Origin of the sequence: Actinoplanes sp. NPDC051346, from assembly GCF_040682215.1 — a bacterium.
Taxonomy (GTDB): domain Bacteria; phylum Actinomycetota; class Actinomycetes; order Mycobacteriales; family Micromonosporaceae; genus Actinoplanes.
Window position 1 is genome coordinate 107,035 of record NZ_JBFBAJ010000018.1, and the last position, 23,348, is coordinate 130,382.

A 23,348-nucleotide genomic window follows, 5' to 3' on the forward strand; every position below is an offset into this window, starting at 1 on the left:
CGTGGCGGGCAGGGTCAAGGACGAGGACATCGCGCTGGTCCGCGACCGCACGTCGATCGCGGACGTGATCAGCGAGACCGTGACGCTGCGCTCGGCGGGCGGCGGCAACCTCAAGGGCCTGTGCCCGTTCCACGACGAGAAGACCCCCTCCTTCACCGTCTCGCCCGCCCGGAATGTGTATTTCTGCCACGGGTGCGGTGCGGGCGGTGACGCCATCAAGTTCCTCATGGACGCCGAGCACCTCACGTTCGTCGAATCGCTCGAGCGCCTCGCCGGCCAGGCCGGCATCCAGCTGCGCTACGACACCTCGGACGAGCGGCCCGGCACCCCCCGGCAGCAACCCGGCCAGCGGCAACGCCTGATCGCCGCCCACGCGGCCGCCGCCGAGTTCTACGCCGACCAACTCGGCCGGGCCGGCGCGCGCAAGGCCCGGGAGTTCCTCGCCGAGCGTGGCTTCGGCCGGGACGCCGCCGAGAAGTACGGGTGCGGCTACGCCCCCGAGGGCTGGGACCTGCTCACCAAGCATCTGCGCCAGAAGGGCTTCACCGCGGAGGAGCTGACCACCGGCGGCCTGGCCAAGCCGGCCCGCTCCGGCTCGCTCATCGACCGCTTCCGCCGCCGCCTGCTCTGGCCCATCCGTGACCTGAGCGGCGAGGTCATCGGCTTCGGCGCGCGCAAACTCTTCGACGACGACGACGGCCCGAAGTATCTCAACACCCCCGAAAGCCCGCTCTACAAGAAATCCCACGTCCTGTACGGCATCGACAACGCCAAGCGCGAGATCGCCAAGCGCGGCCGCGCGGTCATCGTCGAGGGCTACACCGACGTCATGGCCTGCCACGAGGCGGGGGAGCCGACCGCGGTGGCGACCTGCGGCACGGCCTTCGGCGTCGACCACATCGGCGTGCTGCGCCGGTTGCTGATGGACAGCGACAGCTTCACCGGCGAGATCATCTACACCTTCGACGGGGACGCGGCCGGGCAAAAGGCGGCGCTGCGGGCGTTCGAGGAGGATCAGCGGTTCGTCGGGCGTACCTTCATCGCGGTCAGCCCCGACAACATGGACCCCTGCGAGCTGCGCCTGGCCAAGGGCGATCTCGCCGTCCGCGACATGATCGCCGGGCGCGAGCCGCTCGTCGACTTCGCCCTGCGCCACACCCTGGCCCGCTTCGACCTGGACACCGTCGAGGGCCGGGTCGAGGCCATGCGCCGGGCCGCGCCGCTGGTCGCCAAGATCAAGGACCGGGAGAAGCGTCCCGAGTACGCCCGCAAGCTCGCCGGCGACCTCGGCATGGACCTGGATCCGGTGCTGCGGGCGGTGGCCGCCGCCCAGTCGCCCGAGGCTCCGGTGGCCGCCCAGCGCCGTGCCGCCGACAGCCCTCAGCGCCAGGTCGAGCGGGAGACGCTGAAGCTGGCCCTGCAACTGCCGGTGCTGGCCGGTCCGATGTTCGACGCGATCGAGGGCGACGCCTACGGCGACCCGGTCCTGCGCGAGGTCCGCGCGGCCGTCGCGGCGGCCGGCGGCACCGCGTCGGCCACCGGCGGCGCGGTGTGGATCGAGGCGGTCCGCGACGCCTGTCAGGACCTGGGCGCCAAGGCGCTGATCGGCGAGCTGGCGGTCGAACCGCTGCTCGTCGACGGCGAGGCCGACCTGCGCTACGTGCAGATCACCCTGGCCCGCCTGCAGGTCGGCTCGGTGACGACCCGGATCAAGGACTTGAAGTCGAAGGTGCAGCGCCTCAACCCGGTGGCGCACAAGGACGAGTACCTGGCCCTGGCCGGGGAGCTCTTCTCACTCGAACAGCACGCTCGCGCACTCCGCGACCAGGCAGCAGGTGCATTGTGAAACTCTTCCGCCGCGTCCCGAAACTTCCGGCCGCGCTTCGACCGACGCTGGAACCCGACGAGCGGGTCCTGGCCTGGGCGCACGTCGGCGAGTCCGGCGATGCGGTCCTGGTGGCCACGAACCGGGGCCTGTGGCTGCCGGACGGCCGCCGGCTGGGCTGGCACGAGATCCACAAGGCGGCCTGGTCGGGCCGCGAGCTGCGGATCACGCCCGCCGAGGTGGCCCAGGAACGCAACGGCTACACCGTGCTCGTGGACGCCCCGGTCGCCGGCTTCCTGCTGCTGGAGCCGGGGGAGCTGCCCGACCAGGTGCGCACCCGGGTGACGCGCTCGGTCGCGTACACATCGCACCACCCGCTGCCGCCGCATGGCGGGGTCCGGGTCGTGGGCCGGCGGGTCCCGGGCACCGACGGCCTGACCTGGTCGGTCCGCTACGACGCGAAGACGGCGGTGGACGCGGACCCGATCATCGAGGCCACCGATCAGCTGGTGGAATCGGCGCAGGAGGCGACCGCGCCGCCGGCCTGATTTTGTCGGACCCCTTCACTAAGGTCCCACGGGTGAGCCTCATTCACGCCCGCGGGCTGGTCAAACGCTTCGGCGACTTCACCGCCGTCGACGGCATCGACGTCGACGTGGCGAGCGGTGAGGCATTCGGCTTCCTCGGCCCCAACGGCGCGGGCAAGAGCTCCACCATGCGGATGATCGGCTGCGTCTCCCCGCCGTCCGGCGGCGTCCTGCGCATCCTCGACAAGGACCCGCTGCGCGACGGGCCGGCCATCCGAGCCCGCCTCGGCGTCTGCCCCCAGCTCGACAACCTCGACCTCGAGCTCACCGTCCGGGAGAACCTCACCACCTACGCCCGCTTCTTCGGCATTCCCCGCAAGGTCGCCCGCCGCCGCGCCGACGAGCTCCTCGACTTCGTGCAGCTGTCCGAACGCGCCGACAGCAAGGTGGAGCCGCTGTCCGGCGGCATGAAGCGCCGGCTCACCATCGCCCGCGCCCTGGTCAACGAGCCCGACATCGTGCTGCTCGACGAGCCGACCACCGGCCTCGACCCGCAGGCCCGCCACCTGGTCTGGGAGCGCCTCTTCCGCCTCAAGCAGCAAGGCGTGACCCTGGTGCTCACCACCCACTACATGGACGAGGCCGAGCAGCTGTGCGACCGGCTCGTCGTGATGGACGGCGGCCGCATCGTCGCGGAAGGCTCACCCCGCACCCTCATCGAGCAGCACTCGACCCGCGAGGTGGTCGAGCTGCGCTTCAACGTGGAGTCCCAGGAAGCCTTCGCCGACAAGCTCGCGGGCGTCGGCGAGCGCCTCGAGATCCTCCCCGACCGCATCCTGCTCTACGTCGCCGACGGCGACGACGCGGTCGCCGAGGTCCAACGCCGCGCCCTCAGCCCGGCCAGCGTCCTGGTGCGCCGCAGCAGCCTGGAGGACGTCTTCCTGCACCTGACCGGCCGGACGCTGGTGGACTGACATGACCTGGTACGTCCTGGAGTATTACCTCGTCAGCTACCGCCGGATCTGGCGCTCGAGCGTGCTCTCGTCGTTCGTGCTGCCCCTGCTGACCATGCTCGGTTTCGGTGTGGGGGTCGGGGCCTATGTGACCGGCGGCGTCGAGGGGGTGCCCTACCTCGACTGGATGGTTCCCGGCCTCATCGCCTCCACCGCCATGCAGATCGCGATCGGTGACTCCACCTGGCCGGTGTTGGGCGGCTTCGAGTGGCAGCGAAACTACTTCGGTCAGGCGGCCGCGCCGCTGCGGGTCGCGGACATTCTCGACGGCCACCTGCTCTTCATCGTTTTCCGCACGCTGACGAGTTGCGGGGCCTTCCTGCTGATCGCCGCGGCGTTCGGCACCATGCATTCCTGGTGGGCGCTGGCAACGCTGCCGATCGCCGCGCTCGTCGGTCTGTCGGTGTCGACGCCGACGTTCGCCTACGCGGCGGCGATCCGCAGCGACAGCTACCTGGCCATCCTGTTCCGGCTCGGCGTGATTCCGATGTCGCTGTTCTCCGGGGTCTTCTTCCCGGTCGAGTCGCTGCCGGACCCGCTTCGCTGGATCGCCTACGCCCTGCCGCTGTGGCACGGCGTCGACCTCAGCCGGGCGGCGACGCTGGGCGCCGCGCCGGCCTGGTCCGTCACCGGCCACCTGCTCTATCTGGCGGTGTGGGCCACTGTGGGCTGGTTGTTGGCCCTGCGCCAGTTCCGCCGCCGGCTGGTGGTCTGAGATGTGCCGTCGAACGTTCCGGGCCCGCTGAGGAGCTGCCGTGGTCACCTTGGTTCTGCCGCGACTCGTCTCCTTCGAGGGTGCCGGCCGTCGGTCGGCGTCCGTCGTCGAGCGCAACGTGGCGACGTTGCGCAGCGCGTACTGGATGGTCATGGTCTCGGGGTTTCTCGAGCCGATCCTCTACCTGTTCTCGATCGGGGTCGGCGTCGGCACCCTCGTCGGCGACCTCACGCTGAGCGACGGGCGGGTCATCGGATATGCCGCGTTCGTGGCCCCGGCGATGCTGGCCTCCTCGGCCATGACCGGGGCCTTGTCGGAGACGACCTTCAACTTCTTCGGGAAGATGAAGTTCATGAAGCTGTACGACGGGATGCTGGCCACCCCCGTCCGCCCCATCGAGATCGCCATGGGCGAACTCGCCTGGGCGATGCTCCGCGGCAACATCTACGCGGCCGCGTTCCTGGTGGTCATGGTGGTCATGGACCTCACGACTCCGGCCCGGGCCCTGGCCGCCTTCGCCGGCGCGATTCTGGTCGGCTTCGCCTTCGGTGCCGCGGGCATGGCGCTGTCCACGTTCATGCGCAGCTGGCAGGACTTCGACCTGGTCGCCTCCGGCCAGTTCGCGCTTTTCCTCTTCTCGGGGACCTTCGTGCCGGCCGAGGCCTATCCCTCGATCCTGCGCTGGCTGGTCGAGATCACGCCCCTGTACCGCTCGGTCGACCTGATCCGCGCGATCACGACCGGGGGAGCGGGCTGGCTCCAGGTCGTCGACGTGGCCTATCTGATGGTCGTGGTCGGCATCGGCCTGGCTGTCGCCGGCCGCCGCATGGAGAAGCTGCTCTGTAAGTAACTTCTTCTCGCTGTCCCCGCGCTTCTCGCTGTCCTCGCCTTCCGCAGGCGGAAGGTCGCTCGGCGATGTGTTCCCGGGTTCTTCGCAGGTTTGCCCCGCGCGGGCCGATCGGAAGATCGGGAGCAAGCCCTCCCGCCGTCGCGGATCCACCGCTTGCGCGACGGGCTGATGGCCGCGGGCCCACTGTGGTGCGTGAGACCCGTGTGGCGGATGTCGCGGGACCGTACGCGGCGGGCTGCACCCCCGCCGTGGACCCGACCGCGGCCTGACGGAAGCCGGGAGTCGCCATGACCATGATGATGCGCTCGGGCACCCAGGTGCCGCTGGACGCGGCCCGGATGGCGCAGATCGTGGACGAGTACGAGGATCTCGCCGACTTCGACATCGCCGAGGCCGAGACGGCCGCCAGGGTGATCGGGCGGGCAGCGGGGGAGACCGAGCTGCGCTGGCGGGCGCGCCTGCTCCAGGCCGACCTGCTCGAGCGGCGGGGCGAACTCGCGTCCGCGGCGAAAATGCTCGTCGAGGTGCTCCAGTGGGCACAGGTGAGCGGCTGCCGGCGCGTACGAGCCCGGGCGCACCGGGTGCTGGCCCGCCTCTACCACGCGATGGGCGACGTCGCGGCGAACCTCGAACACATGATCCAGTGCGTCGACGCGCTCGACGACACCACGCCCGCCTCCGGCCGGATCGCCTGCCTGGTCAAGCTCGCCGACGCGTACGCCGAGACCGGCTCGATGTCGTCCGCCCGCGACCGCTACGAGCAGGCGATCCTGACGGCGACGGATCACGGCAACGCCGGCCGGCAGTTGATGGCCCTCAACAACTACGCGTACGCCGAGTACAACCGCGGCGATCTGCCAAGGGCCCGCCACGTCCTGGAACGCCTGCGTGCCGCCGGTGCGGAGCACGGCCGGCCGCTGGGCTTCTCCGCGCTGGACACCGTCGCCCGGGTCGAGGCGCTGCTCGGCGACCTCGCCGCGGCCGACCGGGCGGCGCGGGAGGCGCTGCGCACCTACCGGGACGAGAACGCCGAGGAGGCGGGCACCGAGGCCGACCTGCTGCTCACGCTCGCCTTCGTGCAGCGGCTGCGCGGCGAACTCGACGACGCGCAGCAGACCATCGACCGCGTCCGCGCGCTGTGCAGCCGGCACGCGCTGCGACCCACCGAGGTCCAGGCCCTCTTCGAACAGGCCGAGATCAAGGCGGCGGCCGGCGACTTCGCCCGCGCGTACGCCACCATGCACCGTTTTCATACGGCGGAGAAGCGGCTGCAGTGGGCGCGGCGCGAAGCCCAGGCCCGTAATCGCCAGGCGCTTTCGGAGGTCGACGAGGCGCGCCGCCAGGCGGAGTGGTTCCGCGACCAGGCCCGGCGCGATCCGCTGACGGGACTGCACAATCGCCGCTTCATCGACGAGCACCTGCCCGCCCTGCTGGAGAAGGCCACGGACGACGGCTCGCCGGTGACGGTGGCTCTGCTCGACCTCGACCACTTCAAGCGGGTCAACGACACGCTCTCGCACGAGACCGGCAACGAGGTCCTGGCGATCGTGGCGGCGATGCTGGGCCGCGCCGACGCCGGCTCGTCCGGGTTCGCCGCCCGGATCGGCGGCGAGGAATTCCTGCTCGTCGTCACGGGCGTCGACGTCGCGAGCGCGGCGCTGCGCCTGGAGGACCTGCGCCAGGCCGTAGCCGGCCATCCGTGGCGTCCCGTCACCGGCGAGTTGCCAGTCACGGTGAGCATCGGCGTCACCGCGGCGATGGCCGGGGACACCCAGAGCGGCGTGCTGGCCCGCGCGGACGAGGCCCTCTACGAGGCGAAGCACGGTGGGCGCAACCGGCTCTGCCTGGACGCGCAGATCACGGTCGCCGAACGCCGCCGCTTCCGCGACGGCCTTCGCTGAGAGGTGGTGTCTGCTGGAGAGAAGAAGGTTAAACCAGCTGGATGCCGGGCATCTCCAGGTCAGGTCGCGAATCGCCCGGCCGGCGTAAGCCGAGCGGGAGCGGAACGCGGCGCGCAGACGACGTGTAGCGCCCTGGAGGTACCCCGGCGATGAGACTTCTCCGCAAGGCCGACGACGCATCGCACGATGCCGGCCACGACAAGAACGCTGCCGTTCACGATCAGAGTGGGCAGAGCGCCGCCGGCCACGACCAGAGCGCGGCGGACGCGCACGCCGCCGGGGCGCGGGACGCCGCCGACGCCCGGAGCGGCAAGGACCTCGATCTCGACGCCGCCGCGACGTCGAGGACCGGCGACGACCGCGACCAGGACCTGTCGGCGCCCAGCCCGGACGCCGGGCCGGACAGTCCCGTGCAGCTCAAGGGCAAGGGCATTCTCGGTGCCCTCAAGCGGACCTTCAAGCAGTTCTCCCAGGACAACGTCACCGACTGGGCGGCGGCGCTGACCTACTACGGCGTGCTGTCCATCTTCCCGGGCGCGCTGGTGCTCGTGTCGATCCTCGGCATGCTCAGCAGCGACGGCCAGAAGACGGTGCAGGAGACCGTGCAGCAGGTCGCGCCCAGTCAGCAGATCCAGGCCCTGGTCGGCCAGGTGCTCACCCAGGTGCAGGACCCGGGCACGGCGGGTCTCGCCGCGATCATCGGTATCGCGGCCGCGTTCTGGTCCGCCTCCGGCTACATCGGTGCCTTCATGCGGGCGTCGAACTCCATCTACGACGTACCCGAGGGCCGACCGGTCTGGAAGACGGTCCCGATCCGCCTCGGGGTCACCGCGGTCATCGGCCTGATGCTCATCATGTCCGCCTTCATCGTCGTCTTCACCGGTGATCTGGCCCGCGTGGTCGGCGACAAGATCGGACTCGGCGAGGCCGCCGTCACGACGTGGAACATCGCCAAGTGGCCCGTACTCGTCGTCATCGTCAGCCTGATGTTCGCGATCCTGTACTGGGCCTCGCCGAACGCCAAGACCGGCGGCTTCCGCTGGGTCAGCCCCGGCGGCATCTTCGCCGTGCTGGTGTGGGTGGCCGCCTCCGCCGCGTTCGCGGTCTACCTGGCCAACTTCGCCAGCTACAACAAGACGTACGGCACGCTGGGCGGTGTCATCGCCTTCCTGGTGTGGCTCTGGATCTCCAACATCGCCATCATGCTCGGGGCCGAGCTGGACGCCGAACTGGAGCGGGGCCGGGCCATCGCGGCCGGGCACTCGCCGGACGACGAACCGTTCCTGCAGCTGCGTGACGACCGCAAGCTCAAGAAGGGCAGCGAAAAGGGCCTGAGTACGTCCTGACCCACCACGCCGACAAGCAACGGCCGCGCACCCGCCCGGGTGTGCGGCCGTCGCGTTTCCCGCCCACTTTTGAATCTGGCGACAAAAGTTCGTGGTGATCAATGAGAAGGTATGGACGTGCGCGCCGGAAGGGCCCTAGTGTGACGGACGTGACACCGTCCGTGTGGCGGTGTGAGCGGTCCGGAGGTTGCCCGTGCATGTCGTCGACGCCCCCCATCTGCGCCTGCTTCGCCTGCTGCGGGACGAGGGACCAGTCTCCCGCGCCGAACTCGGTGACCGGCTCGATCTGACCCGGCCACGCCTGCTCGCGGAGGTCGAACGCCTGGTCTCCGCCGGCTACATCGCCGAGGCGGGGATGGCCGCCTCCCGGGGTGGCCGCCGTTCCACTCTGGTCGAGCTGCATCCCCGGCTGCGGTTCGCGGCCGTCGACCTCGGTGCCAGCTCCATCGACATCGAGGTGACCAACGGCCGACTCGAGCCCGTCGCCTCCTATCAGGAGAGCGCCGACATCCGCAGCGGCCCCAAGGTGATTCTGCACCGGGTCAACGAGCTGTTGGCCAAGGCGCGTACCGACGGCGCCTTCGAGCGGCTCGACGGGGTGGGCATCGGTGTGCCGGGGCCGGTGAGTTTCCGGGACGGCGTGCCGGTGTCGCCGCCGATCATGCCGGGCTGGGACCGCTATCCGGTGCGGGAGGTGTTGACCCGCGAGCACGGCTGCCCGGCCGTCGTGGACAACGACGTCAACATCATGGCCATCGGCGAACGGCACGGCGGCGTCGCGCATTCCGTCGACGACTTCCTCTTCGTCAAGATCGGTACGGGCATCGGCTGCGGCATCCACCTCGGTGGCGGTGTCTACCGGGGCGTGGACGGCTGCGCCGGCGACATAGGCCACATCCAGGTCGACGCGCACGGTCCCGTGTGCTCCTGCGGCAACGCGGGCTGCCTCGAGGCGCTGTTCAGCGGCGCGGCGTTGTCCCGCGACGCGATGGCCGCCGCCCGCAGCGGGGAGTCGCCGGCGCTGGCCGAGCGTTTCGCCGTCCAGGGCACGATCGGCGCGCGCGACGTCGCCGAGGGCGCCGCCGAGGGCGACGTCACCTGCATCCGACTCATCCGCGACGGTGGGCGCCGGCTCGGCGCGACCCTCGCCACACTGGTCAGCTTCGCGAACCCGTCGATGATCGTCATCGGGGGCGGACTCGCGCAGCTGGGTCACATCCTCCTCGCCGAGATCCGCAGCGTGGTCTACCGGCGCTCGCTCCCGCTGGCGACCGGCAACCTGCCCGTGGTGCTCAGCGAGCTGGGCGCCCGCGCGGGCGTCACCGGCGCCGCGGTGCTGGCCAGCGACACCGCTTTCGAGCAGGCGTCATGACCGCCACCGAAGACCCGACGCCCCCCACCACTCCCGGCCGACACGCGGCGCCAGAGCCAACCGCCCGGCAGGAAGCCGGCGAGGTCGTGCTCAAGCTCCAGGGCGTCGTCAAAACCTTCCCCGGCGTCCGCGCCCTCGACGGCGTCGAGCTGGAGGTCCGCGCGGGCGAGGTGCACTGCCTGCTGGGCCAGAACGGCGCCGGCAAGTCCACCCTCATCAAGATTCTCGCCGGCGTGCACCACGCCGACGAGGGAACCATCACCTGGCAGGGCGAGCCGTTCGCCCCGGCCACCCCCCAGGCCGCCATGCGGGCCGGCATCGCCACGATCTACCAGGAGCTCGACCTCGTCGACGACCTGTCGGTGGCCGAGAACGCGTTCCTGGGCCACGAACAGAGCCGTGGCGGCTTCCTGCGGCGCCGCTCGACCGCCGCCCGTACGCGGGAAATCCTGTCCCGGCTCGGCCACGCCCACATCCCGCCCCGCCGCCTGGTGCGCTCGCTGCCCGCGGCCGGCAAGCAGATCGTCAGCATGGCGCGGGCCCTGTCGCACGACGCCCGGCTAATCGTCATGGACGAGCCCAGCGCCGTGCTCGCCCACGACGAGGTGGAGAACCTGTTCCGGATCATCCGGGAGCTGACCTCGCACGGCATCGCCGTCATCTACATCTCGCACCGGCTGGAGGAGATCCGCGACATCGGCGACCGGGTCACCGTCCTCAAGGACGGCCGGACCACCGCCGCCAACCTGCCGGCCCGCGACACCCCGACCCGCGAGCTGGTCAGCCGCATGACCGGCCGCACGATCGAGTACGTCTTCCCGCAGCGCACGCCGAAGACCGACCTGGCGCCGCTGCTCGAGGTCGAGGGGTTGACCCGCGAGGGCGAGTTCGCGGACGCGTCGCTCACCGTCCGGGCGGGGGAGATCGTCGGCATCGCCGGCCTGGTCGGATCGGGCCGCTCGGAGCTGTTGGAGACGATATTCGGGGCGCGCCGCGCGGACAGCGGCACGGTCACCCTCCACGGCAGACGGATCGGCTCGATCGGCGCCGCCGTCAAGCACGGCATGGGCATGGCGCCCGAGGAACGCAAGAGCCAGGCGCTGCTGCTCGACGAGCCGATCTATCGCAACATGACACTCTCGTCCTTCGCCGGGTACGCCCGCGGTGGCTTCACCGACACCGGCAAGGAGCGTGCCGCCGCCAAGCAGACAGCCGACCTGCTGGAGCTGCGTCCCTGGGACGTCGAGCGCGCGGTGCGCACCCTCTCCGGCGGCAACCAGCAGAAGGTCGTCGTGGGACGGTGGCTGCTCGGCGGCACGAGGCTGCTGCTGCTCGACGAGCCGACCCGCGGCGTCGACGTCGGGGCCCGGGCGGAGCTCTACCAGGTGATCTACGACCTGGCGGCCAACGGCGTGGGCGTGCTGCTGGTCTCCAGCGAGGTGCCCGAGGTTCTCGGCCTCGCCGACCGGGTCCTGGTCATGCGCGAGGGGCACCTCATCCACGAGGCGCCCGCCACGGAGATCGACGAAGTCACGGTCCTGGACCTCGTCATGGCGGGGTCCCTCATGGAGGGAGAGGCGGCGTGACCGATTGCACCGAACCACGCCTGCCGCAAGCGCGAACGCCCGAGGGGGGCCCGGCATGACCGATCAAGGCACCCGGCCGGGTGTGCCGGCGCAGTCCCCGCCGGTCGAGCCCAAGACCCAAGACGCCCCGCCGCCGCCCCGGCGCGGTTGGTGGCGCAGCGACGGCGCGGAGCCCGTACGCCGCAACCTCGGCCTCGTCGGCGTCCTCGTCGTCCTGGTGATCATCGGCGCCGTGACCCGACCCGAGCTGTACGGCGACGCGAGCTGGGTGACCGGCAACGTCTGGACGATCCTCCAGCAGGCCTCGGCCATCGGCGTCGTGACCGTCGGCATGACCTTCGTGATCATCGGCGGCGGCATCGACCTGTCCGTGGGCGCCATCGTCGCGGTCGCGGGCGTCTGGAGCACCACGCTGGCCACCCAGAGCTACGGTGCCGCCGGCATGATCTTCACGGCCATCGTGGTCGGCGTCGTCGTGGGGCTCATCAACGGCGTGCTCATCGCGTACGGAAGGCTCGTGCCCTTCATCGCGACCCTCGCGATGATGGTCGCGGCGCGTGGCCTGGCCGCCCAGATCTCCGACAAGCAGACGCAGGTCTCGACGAACACGCTGATCAACGACATCGCCAGCGCCCGGATCATCGGCATTCCGATGCTGGTGATCATCCTCGCGCTGGTGGTCGCCGCGGGCTGGGTGCTGCTCAACCGCACCACGTTCGGGCGCCGCACGGTCGCCGTCGGCGGCAACGTCGAGGCGGCGCGGCTGGCCGGCATCAACGTGCGGCTGCACACCGTGCTGCTCTACGCACTCTCCGGCCTGTGCTGCGGCATCGCGGCGATCATGCTGACGTCGCAGGCGACCAGCGCGCAGGCCGCGATGGCCAACCTCTACGAACTCGACGCGATCGCCGCGGCGATCATCGGCGGCACGCTGCTCAGCGGCGGCCGCGGCACGATCATCGGCGCCCTGTTCGGGGTGCTGGTCTTCTCCACCATCACCAACCTCTTCGCGATCAACAACCTTTCCACCGAGGCCCAGAACATGGTCAAGGGCGGCATCATCGTCGCCGCCGTGCTGGTCCAGCAGTTCCGCTACCGCTCCCTGACCCAGCTCCTCACTCGCAGGCCCACCTGACCCACACCCAGCTCACCCCCCACCGGCGACCGGCGACGGCCGTCCGGTCATCCCTGGGAGAAACCGATGAACGATCTGTCCCGCCGTCGCGTCCTCTTCGGCGGCGCCGCCCTGGGCGCCGGCACCCTGCTGACCGCGTGCACCAGCAACGCCCCCAGCGAGAACACTCAGATCAACACCAACAAGGACAGCAACAAGAACGCCGCACCGGGCCAGAAGGTCATCATCGGCTTCTCCGCGCCGGGCGCCGACCACGGCTGGGTCGCCGCGATCACCAGCAACGCCAAGGCGCAGGCCGCCGCGTACGAGGACGTGGAGTTCCGCAGCGTCGCGGCCGGCACCGACGCGGCCGCCCAGCGCGCGGCACTGTCCACCTTGATCTCGCAGAAGCCGAACGTCATCGTGCTGCTGCCGCACGACGGCAAGGAGCTCAACGCGGTCGGGCTCGAGGCGATGCGGGCCGGCATTCCGGTGGTCAACCTGGACCGGGCCTTCCCGGACCGGGGCGCGTACCGGTTGCAGATCAAGGGCGACAACTTCGGCATGGGCCTGGCCGCCGGGACGTACATCGGCGAGCAGTTGAAGGCCAAGGGCATCGCCAATCCGATCATCGGTGAGATCCCGGGCATCGACTCGCTCGAGCTCACCCAGGAGCGCACCCGCGGCTTCAACGAGGCCCTCGCGACGTACGGCTTCAAGGTCGCCAACCGGCGCCCCGCGGACTTCACCGCCAACGGCGGCCAGCAGGCCGCCACCGACCTGCTGCAGGCGCTGCCGAAGGTCGACGCGCTCTGGAACCACGACGACGACCAGGGCATCGGCGTGCTGGCCGCGCTCAACCAGACCAACCGCAAGGAGATGCTGATGGTCGGCGGCGCCGGTTCCAAGGCCGCCATCACGGCCATCGCCGCCGACAACACCCCGCTCAAGGCGACGGTCACCTACAGCCCGTCGATGGCGTCCTCCGCGATCTCCCTGGCCCGCCTGATCGGGCAGGGCAAGGGCATGTCCGACCTGGTGGAACTCCAGGTACCCAAGGAGATCACGCTGGCCTCCGAAACGATCACCAAGGAAAACGCGGCGCAGTACAGCAAGCTCGGTTTCTGACCATTCCGGTGAACGGAGAGCATGATGGGGCAGCTGCGGGTCGGCATGATCGGCTACGCGTTCATGGGCGCCGCGCACTCCCAGGCGTGGCGCACGGTCAACCACGCGTTCGACCTGCCGCTGTCGGCGCGGAGATCGGTGGTGTGCGGTCGCGACGAGGCCCGGGTCGCGGCCGCGGCCGTCACGCTCGGTTGGGAGTCCCACGCCACCGACTGGCGGGAGGTCGTGTCACGCGACGACATCGATCTGGTGGACATCTGCACGCCGGGCGACACCCATGCGGAGATCGCCCTGGCGGCGCTCGCCGCGGGTAAGCACGTGCTCTGCGAGAAGCCGCTGGCCAACTCGGTGGCAGAGGCCCGCGAGATGGCCGAGGCCGCGGCGACCGCCCAGGCCCGCGGCGTGCGGACGATGTGCGGCTTCAACTACCGCCGCGTACCCGCCGTCGCCCTGATGCGCCGCCTCGTCGCGCAGGGCCGGATCGGCACGGTGCGCCACATCCGCGCGGTGTACCTCCAGGACTGGATCGTCGACCCCGAGTTCCCGCTGGTCTGGCGCCTGCGCCGGGACATGGCGGGATCCGGCGCGCTGGGCGACATCGGCGCGCACATCGTCGACCTCACCCAGTACGTGACCGGTGCCCGGATCACCGGCGTGAGCGCCCTGACCGAGACCTTCGTCCGCGAGCGGCCGCTACCCGCCGAGGCGGCCGGCCTGTCCGGCGTCGGCCGCGCCGAATCGGGCGAGGTCACCGTCGACGACGCGGCGCTGTTCCTGGCCCGGCTCGAGGGCGGCGCGATCGCCACCTACGAGGCGACCCGCTTCGCCACCGGCCGCAAGAACGGCCTGCGCGTCGAGCTCAACGGCTCCCTGGGCTCGGTCGCGTTCGACTTCGAGCGGATGAACGAGCTCGAGTTCTACGACGCCACGGTGCCCTCCACCGAGCAGGGCTTCACCCGCATCCTGGTGACGGAGCCGGACCACCCCTACATGGCGGCGTGGTGGCCGGCCGGGCACCCGATCGGCTACGAACACTCCTTCACCCACGAGGTGCGGGACCTCATCGCGGCGATCGCGGCGGGGGAGGACCCGACACCGTCCTTCGCGGACGCTCTGCAGGTGCAGCTCGTCCTGGACGCGGTGGAACGGTCGGCGGCCTCGTCGGCCTGGGTGCCGGTCGAGGCCGAACTGGCCTCGGTCTGAGCGATCCGCCGCGTCACACGACGTCCGTCGTGGGCCCGCGAGGGCGATCCGGTTGCGCCCCGGATCGTGCGGGCCGGCGACGGCGCGGCCGTCCGGCATCGACCGCAGGGTTCCCGGTCGCTGCCGGACCGCCATTCATCAGGTACGCCCACAGCACAGTCCCGTGGCGCACGCCCGGCCCCTGCCGTCCCCAGGCCGTAGCGCCCGCATCCGGCCGCGGTGAGTTCGCCCGCGCGTTGTGCCGCCCCCTGCCCGCGCGGGTGGTGCGGTGCTTCCCGCTCGCGGGTGGTGTGGTGCTTCCCGCTCGCGGGTCGTGGAGTGCTTCCCGCTCGCGGGTGGTGTGGTGCTTCCCGCTCGCGGGTCGGGGGGTGCTTCCTGCCCGTGAGTGGTGGGGGGCTTCCTGCCCGTGAGTGGTGGGGCGCTTCCTGCCCGCGGGGTCGTGGGTTGATCCCTGCCCGTGGGTGTGCGGTGACTCCTGGCCGCAGGTCGTGAGGTGATTCCTGCCTGCGGGTTGTGGGGGGATCCGTGGCGGAGGGTGACGGTGTGACATGTCGGGTGCATGTCCGAGTGTGCATTTGATGCACGGATAGCGCTCTCTCCACCGCTCTGTCGCCTTGCCGTCACTTTGCCGTCCGGGCAGGTCAGGAAGGGGAAGGCCATCGGCGGTCGCCGATGTTACCGACCTTTGTGGATCATATCCGCGCCGGTCACGCCGTCGCACGGTGAGTACGCCGCTGATCCGGCGGGCCGCCGAGGCTCGTGTCTGAGGGCAGCTAACCGTTCGGATGGAGGCGTCATGGCATCTCGCCGGTCCGTCACGACGACCGCGGTCGCCCGCGGCCGGCTGGTCCATACTGGACGCCACGCGAACGGATGCACGTGCGGATGCACCGGTGACGCCCTGCTCCAGGAGGGATTCTGATGCGTCTGCGCCACCACTCGGGCCGGATCGTCCACCTGAGCCACGGCACCGAGCCCCGGCCCGCCCGGAGCCTGTCGGCCGTCGTCGAGCAGCTCGACACCTACGCCGCCGTCCGCGCCGACCGGGGCGTGGACACCCTCGGGGTGAGCCTCTGGCTCCCGCCCACCCTCGCCGCCGCCCTCGCCATCGACGGACGCTCCCGCACCCGACTTCGTGCCGAGCTCGACGCCCGCGGGCTCGAGGTCGTCACGCTGAGCGCCGTGTCCTGCTCGGAGGGCGGCGACGAGGGCACCGACCAGCCGGACTGGAGCAGCCTCGCCCGCCTCGAGTACACCCTCGACGTGGCCCGCGTCCTGGTGGACCTGCTGCCCGACGACGCGGTCCGCGGCGTGGTCGGCACCATCGGCCTGGGTCGCCGCGAGGGCTGGGGTGAAGAGAGAGAGAAGGCCTGCTCCCGCATCCTGGGCCGGCTCTCCGGCGGCCTCGCGGAGGTGGCGTGGCAGACCGGCCGCGCCGTCCGGGTCGGCTTCCGGCCCGAACCCGGCGCGGTCCTCGACGGCTCCGCGTCCGTGGCGGCCGCGTTCGCCCGCGTGGACAAGGACCGCCTCGGCGTGTCCCTCGACCTGGCGCACCTCGCGTGCACCTGGGAGGACCCGGCCGCCTACCTCGACCGGCTGGCCGGCGCGGGCGTACCCGTGATCCGCGTCGAGGCCGCGGCCGCACTGGAGGTGGCCGATCCCCGGGCCGCCGCCGACACGCTGCGCCGCTACGCGGACGACGGGCCGCCGCACGCGGTCACCACCCCCGACGGGGGCTACGTCGCCGACCTGGCCCAGGCGCTGCGCGACTTTCCGCCAGGGCCGTGGCGGGTGCTTTCCCGCGTACCGTTGCGCTCCGAACCACCCGCGCCGCTGACGGCGACCACCGAGGTCTGGCGGTCGGCGCTGCGGCACCTGATGGCCGGTCCCGTGCCCGGCACCGAATATCTGGACATCGAGTGGCACAGCGCCATCGAGCTCGCAGAGCTCGGCCTCTCACCCCCGGGCAACGCCATCTCCCTGGCCGACTCCCGCCTTCCTTGTTGAGCGGGTCGCGTTTCCCTCCCGCGGGGAACGCCGCCCGGCTCACGCCTCCCTTGTTGAGCGGGTCGCGTTTCCCTAGAGTTTGAGCTGGCACCACCCGACACGGGCGGGCCCGCCGGGCGGCGCAGCTCCGGCGCGGTTCGCGACGCTCGTCGCCGGGCGGCTGCCGCCGCCGGTCACCCTCGCGCCGGCCCGGAACCCTCTTCGTCACCTGCGAACAGGGAGATCACATGGCGCGACCCATCACGCTCTTCACCGGCCAATGGGCCGACCTGCCGTTCGACGAGGTCTGCCGGCTGGCCTCCGAATGGGGCTACGACGGTCTCGAGATCGCCTGCTGGGGCGACCACTTCGAGGTGGACCGCGCGCTCGCCGAGGACGACTACGTCGACCGCAAGCGGGAGCAACTCGCCAAGCACAATCTGCGGGTGTTCGCGATCTCGAACCACCTGGTCGGCCAGGCCGTCTGCGACCATCCGATCGACGAGCGCCACCAGGACATCCTGCCGGCGGCGATCTGGGGCGACGGCGACCCGTCGGGCGTCCGGGAACGCGCCGCGGAGCGGATGAAGGACACCGCCCGCGCCGCCGCCAAGCTCGGCGTGGCCACCGTGGTCGGCTTCACCGGCTCGTCGATCTGGCACACCGTGGCCATGTTCCCGCCGGTGCCGCCCGCCATGATCGAACGTGGTTACCGGGACTTCGCCGACCGATGGAACCCGATTCTGGACGTCTTCGACGAGGTGGGCGTCCGCTTCGCCCACGAGGTCCATCCCAGCGAGATCGCGTACGACTACTGGACCACCCGGCGCGCGCTGGAAGCCATCGGCCACCGCCCGGCGTTCGGCCTCAACTGGGATCCGTCGCACTTCGTCTGGCAGGACCTGGACCCGGTCAACTTCATCCTCGAGTTCTCCGACCGGATCTACCACGTCGACTGCAAGGACGCGAAGGTCCGCACCGGCGACGGCCGCCGTGGTCGGATGGCGTCCCACCTGCCGTGGGCGGACCCGCGCCGGGGCTGGGACTTCGTCTCCACCGGGCACGGGGACGTGCCCTGGGAGGACTGCTTCCGGGCCCTCAACACGATCGGCTACGACGGGCCGCTCTCGATCGAATGGGAGGACGCCGGCATGGACCGCCTGGTCGGCGCCCCGGAAGCGCTCCGGTACGTGCGCAACCTGGCGTTCGACGCCCCCTCGGCGGCCTTCGACGCGGCCTTCTCGTCGTCGTGAGACGCCGACGTCCCGGCCCACGGGGAGATGGGCCGGGACGTCGGATGCTGCGCATCAGTACGTGGTGCCCGTGCTGTTCGAGCTCGCGCTGGAGGTCGACAGGTCGCTGTTGGTGGACGATGACGTGCTGGCCGAGTGCAGCTTCTCACCGATCTTGGACTGGTTCAGCTTGTCCTTGCCCTCGGTGTAGAGCTTGTTGGCCTGCGCCTGGGCAACGCCGGCGGCCTCCTGCACCGTCGGGTGCTCCCACACCTTCTTGGCGTTGGCCGCGATCTCCTCGTACTTCTCCCGGCCGGCACGACTGCCCAGGACGAAGCCCGCCGCGAGACCCGTGATGAACATGAGCTTTCCGCGCATGGCGGCTCCTTCCGTTCGATGACGCGCGTGCGTCTGATCCGGTGCATACCCATCCTGCCGCCCAGTCATTCCCCCCGTCGGCGTTTCCCGTCGGTTGAGTCCGGTCCGGGAGTGTCGGGGGGTCCCCGTAGGCGCCCCGGGCGGCGGGTGTTGTATTGTTTCTCCGGTCACCATGACAGCCCGCACAGCGGGAGGTCAGGGCGCAGCGATCCCCTGTAGCTCAATTGGCAGAGCAGCCGGCTGTTAACCGGCAGGTTATTGGTTCGAGTCCAATCGGGGGAGCTTTTCCGCAGGTCAGAGGCCGCCGCATCAATATGCGTACGTGTTGAGCTGGCCGACTGCCGCAGCGGGACCTCCCAGGTCGTAGCGGTCGACCGCGAGATAGTTGGGCTTCTTGCGGGCCGCCGGCGCGCAGAACCGTTCGGCACGGTTGAGCACCTTGGTGTTGTCACCGGATGCCGTCTGCGGCACCGGCACATTCCGGAAGTGGTTCATGACGAACAGCGGACGGAAGCCCGGCTCGACGCGCGTCAGCGGAATCGTGGCCGCGCCGCCGTACCAGCGGCTGTAGCAGGACCAGTCCGAGGTGCCCATGCCGGAGCCCATCGACCAGTAGTTCTCGACGGTCCACTCCCGCTGGTACTGCACGCCGAAGCTGTCGCGGGTCAGTCCGGCCGCCTGGTCCTCGGCGCGGCTGTGATCAGTGAAGATCAACAGTCGCTTGTCGCGCTGCCGCAGGTCGGCCAGGCGCGGCCACCCGCGCTCGCGCACACCCTCGACCTCCGGCCGGATCAGCAGGTCGGCCAGCGCGGGCACCCGGGCCAGCTCGGCGCGCAGCACGGTGGGTGCAACATAGTCCTCCAGGAACACCGTGACGATCTCGGCCGGGTGTGCGCGCAGATAGTCGACGATGCGCTTGAGGTCGACCCAGAGCGCGACCGGACGCACGACCAACGTGCAGCTGTCGTGGCAGAGGATCGCCCCGTCGGGCGTCTGGTGGATGTCGAACATGAATCCCCGTACCCCGTCGGCGAGCTGCTGATCGATGCCGCGAGCCTGATTGGGGAAGAGATTGATGATCGGCGGCGCGAAGCCGCCGTCGACGCCGTTGGCGAACGCGTTGTGCGCGGTCAGGAACGTCACCTGGTCGAGGGTGCGTTCGCCGTCGGCCGGCACCGGAGTGCGCGGCGGCACCAGCGGCGTCAGATACCACCGGGCCAGGCCGCCGGCGGCGCCCAGGGCGAGCGCGTCGGCCCAGACGTCACCGGCGGGCACCACGGTCAGATAGCGGTCGGCGCCGGGATCCTTGACCGCGTACTGATCGTCGCCGGCCGCCGTGATCTGCCAGCGCGCCTCCGCCGCGGAGCAGGAGGCCATGGCGGGCGCGGCACTGGAACGCGCGAGGCAGCGGCCGGGCAGGTCGAGGTTTTCCAGCCGGAAGTTCTCGCCGTCGGCGCGCACCACCCACTGCTGATGGTCTTCGTCGCCCTTGGGCCGATGCTGCACGACGGCGTCGCCGCTGGCCGCGGTATTGAACCCGGTGGTGACGCTCTGGAGGTAGTAGGAGCCCGGCACCACGGCCGGGCCGACGGCAACGCCGGCGGTCGGCGTCACCACAAGGACAGCCACAACTATCGGTACGGCGCGAACGACGATGGACAACGGGCGCATGCGGTGCCCCCTTCGACTCCGGCACGCGGCTGCCGCGCGCGGAACATCATGATGACCGTCTATATACGCGCGTGTCGAGGCAGGAGTTCACGCGGATGGGCGTGCACCCAGTGGGTAGTGGAGTCGACATGACCGAGCCGAACGATGACCTGCGCAGCATCGCCGACCCCGGTGGACCCGATCCGGAAAGCGGAGGCGACCTGTCCTACGACGAAGTGCACCAGGACGAGGAACCCCCGGCCGCGCCGGGCGAGCCCGCGGACCGCCCGCCTGACAACTCGCCCGCCGGCTAGCTTCCCGGTCATTGCTCCTTTCCCTGCCAGCGGCTGAGTCCGCCGCTAGGCTGAGGTCTGCGTTGTTTGTCCTCTTGTGAGGTGCCCGTGTCCCAGCCGGTAGAGGTGGACGTCGTCATCGTGGGCGGCGGTCTCGCCGGGCTCGCCGCTGCCCGGCGGCTGGATCGGGCCGGCGTCGAATGGCTGCTCGTCGAGGCGTCCGACCGCATCGGCGGCCGCGTGGCCACCGACGTCGTCGACGGCTGGCGGCTCGACCGCGGCTTCCAGGTGCTCAACACCGCGTACCCGCGGGTGCCCGCCCTCGTCGACATCGAAGCCCTGGACATGCGCTACTTCACGCCCGGCGTGCTCGTGCGTCGCGGCAACCGCCTGCACCGCCTCGAAAACCCCCTCCGCGACCCGACAACCGCGGCCCAGACACTCGGCAGCGGCGTGGGCTCCCTCTCCGACCGCCTCAAGTTCGCGGCGCTGGCGACGCGCTGCGCCACATACGCTCCGGAAAGATTGCTCGACGCCCCCGAGATGAGCACCCAGGAAGCGTTGCGCAAGGCCGGTCTGTCGCACCGCATCATCGAAGAGGTACTGCGCCCGTTCCTGTCCGGCGTCTTCGCCGACCGCTCCCTCGAAACCTCCAGCCACGTGCTCGCCATGGTCCTGCGCTCCCTGGCCCGAGGACGCATAGGCGTGCCATGCAACGGAATGGCGATGCTGCCCGCCGCGGTCGCCGGCCCGCTGCCGTACCCCCAACTCTTGGTCAACGCCCGGACCCTCGCCGTGGAACCAGGCCGCGTCATCACCGACGGCGGCGAAATCCGCTGCCGAGCCGTGGTCGTGGCCACCGACCCGGTCACCGCCTCAAAGCTCCTACCGGTCCTGCCCCGCCCCGACATGCGAGGCCTGACCACCTACTACTTCGGCGCCCCCCACGCGCCGATCGACGAACCAACCCTGATCCTCGACGGCGACCGCCGCGAAATCGTCGCCAACACCGTCGTCATGTCGAACGCCGCCCCCGAATACGCCCCAGCCGGCAAATCCCTGATCGCCGCCACCGCCGTAGGCGTCGCAGCCCCCTCCGGCGCCTCGGAGACGGTGCTCCGCGTCGAACTCGCCCGAATGTACGGCGTATCGACAGACGACTGGGAACTGATCAGCGTGGTGCCGATCCAGCACGCCCTCCCCGCGGCCCCGGCACCCCAGGCCCGCCTCCGCAAGCCGGTCTCGCTGGGAGACGGCTTGTTTGTGGCGGGCGACCACCGCGACAGCCCGTCCATCCAGGGAGCCCTGGCGGGCGGATGGCGCACGGCAGGCGCGGTCCTGACAACGCTCGGAGCGCTGGCCGGCGCTGGCCGGTCCGCCGGTCCCGCTTGACGGACCCGACGAGCCGGAGGATAGATCGCTGGCTTGCGCTGGACGGCGCGGGATAGGATCGCCGCCGGTACGGGGCGGTAGCTCAGTGGGTTAGAGCAGGGGACTCATAATCCCTCGGTCGCGGGTTCGAGTCCCGCCCGCCCCACCAGGTCAGAGCGCCATTGGCATCGACATCAATCACTGTAACTGTGATCGGTGGACAGTCGGGGGACAAATCATGTCCCCTCGACGCAGATTCGCTGGCGTCGTTATGGATCCGTGACCTGCGGGGTCGTGGATGCGGACCGGGTACTGCCGGGGGTGCAAGGGTTGAGGTGTCCTGCGGATCGATCGACGGATCAGAAGGTTAGGGGTTCGAGTCCCTTCGGCGCAAAGCAAGAAACGGCCTTTCCATCGCAGGTGGGAGGCCGTTTCGCAGGTTCGTGGACGGTGCGTAAGTTGATCTTCAGGGTTCGCCGCCCAGGGGTGTGGGGGCGTTGTGGGGACAAGCAGGACCGATGATCTTCGATTTCTCCTGCCGTCGGGCGTGTCGAGACACCCGACCGGCGCCCTGCGGCGCGCGGCGGGCGTGGCGCAGGGGTGTAGACCATCGAATCGGCGCAGCCTAAGCCGGTCGAGGCGATCGGCCGCTAGGCGTCCGCGGGTCGGCCGGCGTGAACGGCGGCCCCGGCTTGCGTGTGGCCGTGCAGCCGCCGGCGGTGCGCACGTTGCCTCAGTAATGCGCCACGCTCGCGCGCTTCGGGCTGGCTGGGGCTATTGAGCGATCGACTCGATGGTCGCCGCATCGCGCGAGAGCGATTTCGGTAGGTCCGGAGCCGACGAATAGCGGCACGGCGCTCGTGGACGGACCCATCGCTGCCTGACGTCACGCAACGTCCCTGGCCATCCGTGGCTCCCAATGGTGAAGTCAAGCCTCGAGGGCTGCGCTCGGCCCGAAGGCTGGCGCCCTCCATGGGAGCGCTGTTGGTCAGCGGCCTGGGAAGGCGGCCAAGGCCAGATCCCACTGGTCGGCTGCGTGAAGCAGCGCTGCGGTATCCACGTGCATTTCCACGAAGTACTGGTAGATGTCGGCCCTGTCGTCACCCTGCCGCCAGGGGGGTGTCGCCTCCAGGGACAGGTGAAGGCGAATCACCGCCTCGGTCTTGCTTCGCTCGGCGAGGCTGAAAGCCAAGACGGGCTCGATGAACCAGGTGTCCGGGGACAAATAGCCGTCGGTGTCAGGCCGGGTCTCCGTCACCGTTCCCGCGGCCACCGCGCGCAGCCAAGCAGCGACCTGACGGGCTTCGTCGACCAGCAGACAGGGTTCGGTGAAGGACCAGCTGCCCTCGGGGGTCGTCACCGTGGCACCGATGACCAGCCAGTTGTCGTCGTAGCGGTTCCCTTGGACCGCGGCGAACTGATAGCGCAGCGGGCGGAGCTCGACGCTGCTTGCTTGGTCATTTAAGAGCACTGCCAGAGAATGTCATGGGCGCTGCCGGCGTCACCGCGTGGCCGACGATCAGGGAGACGCCATGACCAGCGATGGTGTCACCTCGTAGAGGCGCTGGTCGCGGATCAGGGCCCACAAGACGTTGACGCGGCGGCGGGCGAGGGCGATCGCGGCTTGGGTGTGGCGCTTTCCCTCAGCACGCTTACGGTCGTAGAAGGCCCGGGAGTTCGGGTCGTAGCGAACACTCATCAAGGCCGACATGTAGAAGACGCGTTGCAGGCCGCGATGGTCGTGGCGGGGTCGGTGGAGGTTGCCGCTCCTCTTGCCTGAGTCGTGGGGTGCCGGCGCGAGCCCGGAGAAGGCGGCCAGCCGATCCGGGGTTGCGAAGAAGGTGAGGTCACTGCCGAC

At 70.5% G+C, this 23,348-nt stretch carries 20 protein-coding genes and 2 tRNA genes; 18 read left to right on the forward strand and 4 right to left on the reverse strand.

Annotation, left to right across the window (positions count from 1 at the left end):
- Position 1 precedes the first annotated feature (1 nt).
- The 14 genes from dnaG (at position 2) to AB0M36_RS33290 (ending at position 17,819) form a co-directional block, all read left to right on the forward strand.
- A complete protein-coding gene (gene dnaG / locus AB0M36_RS33225; protein WP_364165851.1) occupies positions 2–1,846 on the forward strand; it encodes a DNA primase in 1,845 nt (614 codons plus the stop codon).
- Entirely contained in the window at positions 1,843–2,373 is a 531-nt protein-coding gene (locus AB0M36_RS33230; RefSeq protein ID WP_364165854.1) for a hypothetical protein, read from the forward strand. The genes dnaG and AB0M36_RS33230 overlap by 4 nt, the downstream gene beginning before the upstream one ends.
- Before the next feature lie 32 nt (positions 2,374–2,405).
- Positions 2,406–3,326: an ABC transporter ATP-binding protein gene (locus tag AB0M36_RS33235; protein WP_364165856.1), complete on the forward strand. Its 921-nt coding sequence runs from the start codon at positions 2,406–2,408 to the stop codon at positions 3,324–3,326.
- 1 nt (position 3,327) lies between these two features.
- Positions 3,328–4,080, forward strand: coding sequence for an ABC transporter permease (locus tag AB0M36_RS33240; protein ID WP_364165859.1), 753 nt, complete (start codon positions 3,328–3,330; stop codon positions 4,078–4,080).
- Positions 4,081–4,120: 40 nt separating this feature from the next.
- Complete coding sequence (locus AB0M36_RS33245; RefSeq protein ID WP_364165862.1) at positions 4,121–4,930, forward strand: ABC transporter permease; 810 nt, start codon at positions 4,121–4,123, stop codon at positions 4,928–4,930.
- 287 nt (positions 4,931–5,217) lie between these two features.
- Positions 5,218–6,831, forward strand: coding sequence for a diguanylate cyclase (locus tag AB0M36_RS33250; RefSeq protein ID WP_364165865.1), 1,614 nt, complete (start codon positions 5,218–5,220; stop codon positions 6,829–6,831).
- Positions 6,832–6,980: 149 nt separating this feature from the next.
- Positions 6,981–8,177, forward strand: a complete 1,197-nt coding sequence (locus tag AB0M36_RS33255; RefSeq protein ID WP_364165868.1) for a YihY/virulence factor BrkB family protein — start codon at positions 6,981–6,983, stop codon at positions 8,175–8,177.
- Between the two features lie 193 nt (positions 8,178–8,370).
- Positions 8,371–9,549 carry an ROK family protein gene (locus tag AB0M36_RS33260; RefSeq protein WP_364165871.1) on the forward strand — a complete coding sequence of 393 codons (1,179 nt, stop codon included), beginning with the start codon at positions 8,371–8,373 and terminating at the stop codon, positions 9,547–9,549.
- Positions 9,546–11,135, forward strand: coding sequence for a sugar ABC transporter ATP-binding protein (locus AB0M36_RS33265; protein WP_364165874.1), 1,590 nt, complete (start codon positions 9,546–9,548; stop codon positions 11,133–11,135). The genes AB0M36_RS33260 and AB0M36_RS33265 overlap by 4 nt, the downstream gene beginning before the upstream one ends.
- A 55-nt stretch (positions 11,136–11,190) precedes the next feature.
- Positions 11,191–12,270, forward strand: a complete 1,080-nt coding sequence (locus AB0M36_RS33270; protein ID WP_364165877.1) for an ABC transporter permease — start codon at positions 11,191–11,193, stop codon at positions 12,268–12,270.
- Positions 12,271–12,336: 66 nt separating this feature from the next.
- Positions 12,337–13,377, forward strand: a complete 1,041-nt coding sequence (locus AB0M36_RS33275) for a substrate-binding domain-containing protein (protein ID WP_364165880.1) — start codon at positions 12,337–12,339, stop codon at positions 13,375–13,377.
- 21 nt (positions 13,378–13,398) lie between these two features.
- Positions 13,399–14,580 (forward strand): Gfo/Idh/MocA family oxidoreductase, encoded by a 1,182-nt coding sequence (locus AB0M36_RS33280; protein ID WP_364165883.1) that lies wholly within the window; start codon positions 13,399–13,401, stop codon positions 14,578–14,580.
- A gap of 921 nt (positions 14,581–15,501) precedes the next feature.
- Positions 15,502–16,587: a xylose isomerase gene (locus AB0M36_RS33285; RefSeq protein WP_364165886.1), complete on the forward strand. Its 1,086-nt coding sequence runs from the start codon at positions 15,502–15,504 to the stop codon at positions 16,585–16,587.
- 227 nt (positions 16,588–16,814) lie between these two features.
- Positions 16,815–17,819, forward strand: coding sequence for a sugar phosphate isomerase/epimerase family protein (locus AB0M36_RS33290; protein ID WP_364165889.1), 1,005 nt, complete (start codon positions 16,815–16,817; stop codon positions 17,817–17,819).
- Positions 17,820–17,873: 54 nt separating this feature from the next.
- Here the strand turns inward: AB0M36_RS33290 and AB0M36_RS33295 are convergent, their stop codons facing one another.
- The gene (locus AB0M36_RS33295) at positions 17,874–18,176 is read right to left on the reverse strand and encodes a hypothetical protein (RefSeq protein WP_364165892.1); all 303 of its coding nucleotides are present in this window, start codon (positions 18,174–18,176) and stop codon (positions 17,874–17,876) included.
- Between the two features lie 209 nt (positions 18,177–18,385).
- Between AB0M36_RS33295 and AB0M36_RS33300 the strand changes: the two genes are divergently transcribed.
- Positions 18,386–18,458: transfer RNA gene (locus AB0M36_RS33300), tRNA-Asn, on the forward strand.
- Positions 18,459–18,485: 27 nt separating this feature from the next.
- Here the strand turns inward: AB0M36_RS33300 and AB0M36_RS33305 are convergent.
- On the reverse strand, positions 18,486–19,805 hold the full coding sequence (locus tag AB0M36_RS33305) for a phospholipase (RefSeq protein WP_364165895.1): 1,320 nt from the start codon (positions 19,803–19,805) through the stop codon (positions 18,486–18,488).
- 170 nt (positions 19,806–19,975) lie between these two features.
- On the opposite strand from AB0M36_RS33305, the gene AB0M36_RS33310 reads away from it, so the two are divergent.
- The 3 genes from AB0M36_RS33310 (at position 19,976) to AB0M36_RS33320 (ending at position 21,659) form a co-directional block, all read left to right on the forward strand.
- Positions 19,976–20,140, forward strand: a complete 165-nt coding sequence (locus tag AB0M36_RS33310; RefSeq protein WP_364165901.1) for a hypothetical protein — start codon at positions 19,976–19,978, stop codon at positions 20,138–20,140.
- Positions 20,141–20,227: 87 nt separating this feature from the next.
- The gene (locus AB0M36_RS33315) at positions 20,228–21,511 is read left to right on the forward strand and encodes an NAD(P)/FAD-dependent oxidoreductase (RefSeq protein WP_364165904.1); all 1,284 of its coding nucleotides are present in this window, start codon (positions 20,228–20,230) and stop codon (positions 21,509–21,511) included.
- A 71-nt stretch (positions 21,512–21,582) separates the two neighbouring features.
- Positions 21,583–21,659, forward strand: a tRNA-Ile gene (locus AB0M36_RS33320).
- Between the two features lie 819 nt (positions 21,660–22,478).
- Here AB0M36_RS33320 and AB0M36_RS33325 read toward each other — a convergent pair.
- Positions 22,479–22,850, reverse strand: a complete 372-nt coding sequence (locus AB0M36_RS33325) for a hypothetical protein (protein WP_364165906.1) — start codon at positions 22,848–22,850, stop codon at positions 22,479–22,481.
- A 159-nt stretch (positions 22,851–23,009) separates the two neighbouring features.
- The coding region (locus AB0M36_RS33330) for a transposase (RefSeq protein WP_364165909.1) at positions 23,010–23,348 on the reverse strand (339 nt) is incomplete at its 5' end.